The following is a 1,271-nucleotide window of genomic DNA, read 5'->3' on the forward strand; positions in this document are numbered from 1 at the left end:
CCTTCTGAAGCTCAACGTTCACCTTCTGAGGCTCAACGTTCACCTTCTGAGGCTCCCTCTCTCCTGCCCAATGCCCAATGCATCTGTGTTTGAGACGGATTATATTTAAAAAAAATACATATCTAAATTTGACTAAACCATTTCAGACAATTTTTACTGAACACCGGGTACTTTGGGCTGTTTTACTCCTTAGTACAGCACTGGTGGTAACGCTTGCGCTATCGCTTTCTCAAGGAGCAGTACCCTTAAATATGTCGGAATTTTGGCAAGCCATACTCCGCAAAGGCGATCCGGTTAAACAGACAATTCTCTGGGATTTGCGTCTCCCGCGCATTACAGCTGCTCTGATTGTCGGCGCAGCTTTGGGAATGTCAGGAGCGCTGCTGCAAGGAATGTTACGCAATAGTCTTGCTGATCCATTTATTTTGGGCATTTCAGCAGGTGCAGGATTAATTGTGATTCTGATGATTGTGTGGCAAATATTCCCGATCGCAATTCCTTTAGCTGCGTGGATAGGAGCAATTTTGACTTCAGCGATCGTTATTTTGCTCGGTCGTGCGGGGTCGGGAATTTCTGTTGAGCGGTTAATTTTAGGCGGAGTAGCAGTGAGTTCTTTACTTGGTGCTGTGCAAAGTACATTGCTGCTTTTAGCTGAAGACGGTCAAATTCAAATTGCGCTCAGTTGGCTGGTTGGTAGCCTTAATGGACGGGGTTGGCAAGAAATTGCGACAGCTGGCCCTTACATCATCGTTGCATTGCTAGGGGGATGCTTGCTGGCGCGATCGGTAAATGTGCTGGCTTTGGGGGATGATTTGGCTGTGGGTTTGGGGGTTTCGTTGACGCGATCGCGCCTATTAATTGGTGGTGTCGCCACTTTATTAGCCGCAGGTGCAGTCAGCATCAGTGGCTTGATTGGATTTGTTGGTCTTGTTGTCCCTCATGGTGTCCGCCTCATCGTTGGTACAGATCATCGCTTTGTTTTGCCACTTTCCGCCCTTGCAGGTGCATGGTTACTGACTTTTGCAGATTTACTCTCTAGGCTAGGAGCAGTAGAACTACCAGTAGGTTCCGTCACTGCCTTGCTGGGTTCACCTCTATTTATCTGGTTACTTTATCGTCGTTCTGCTGGGTTTAATAAATTTTGAGCTAATATGCTTGGATTAGAGGATGTTTTAAAACTTACTTAATATATATAGGACTCATATTTTATTTTTGAAAAAAACTCAGTACACCTTTATTCCTTCTTCCCAGTCCCCATGCCCCTAATCCCC

1 protein-coding gene is annotated in these 1,271 nt (G+C 45.9%); it reads left to right on the forward strand.

All coding sequences use genetic code 11. From position 1 onward, the window contains the following. Window positions 1–77: 77 nt before the first annotated feature. Window positions 78–1,145, forward strand: coding sequence for a FecCD family ABC transporter permease (locus ACFFAP_RS34245; protein ID WP_375515391.1), 1,068 nt, complete (start codon window positions 78–80; stop codon window positions 1,143–1,145). The last annotated feature ends 126 nt before the right edge of the window (window positions 1,146–1,271 follow it).

Source organism: uncultured Nostoc sp., assembly GCF_964245575.1.
GTDB lineage: Bacteria > Cyanobacteriota > Cyanobacteriia > Cyanobacteriales > Nostocaceae > Nostoc.

Coding starts and splice junctions, on each gene's coding strand:
- ACFFAP_RS34245 (WP_375515391.1), top strand. CDS start 78: ATGCATCTGTGTTTGAGACGGATTATATTTAAAAAAAATACATATCTA.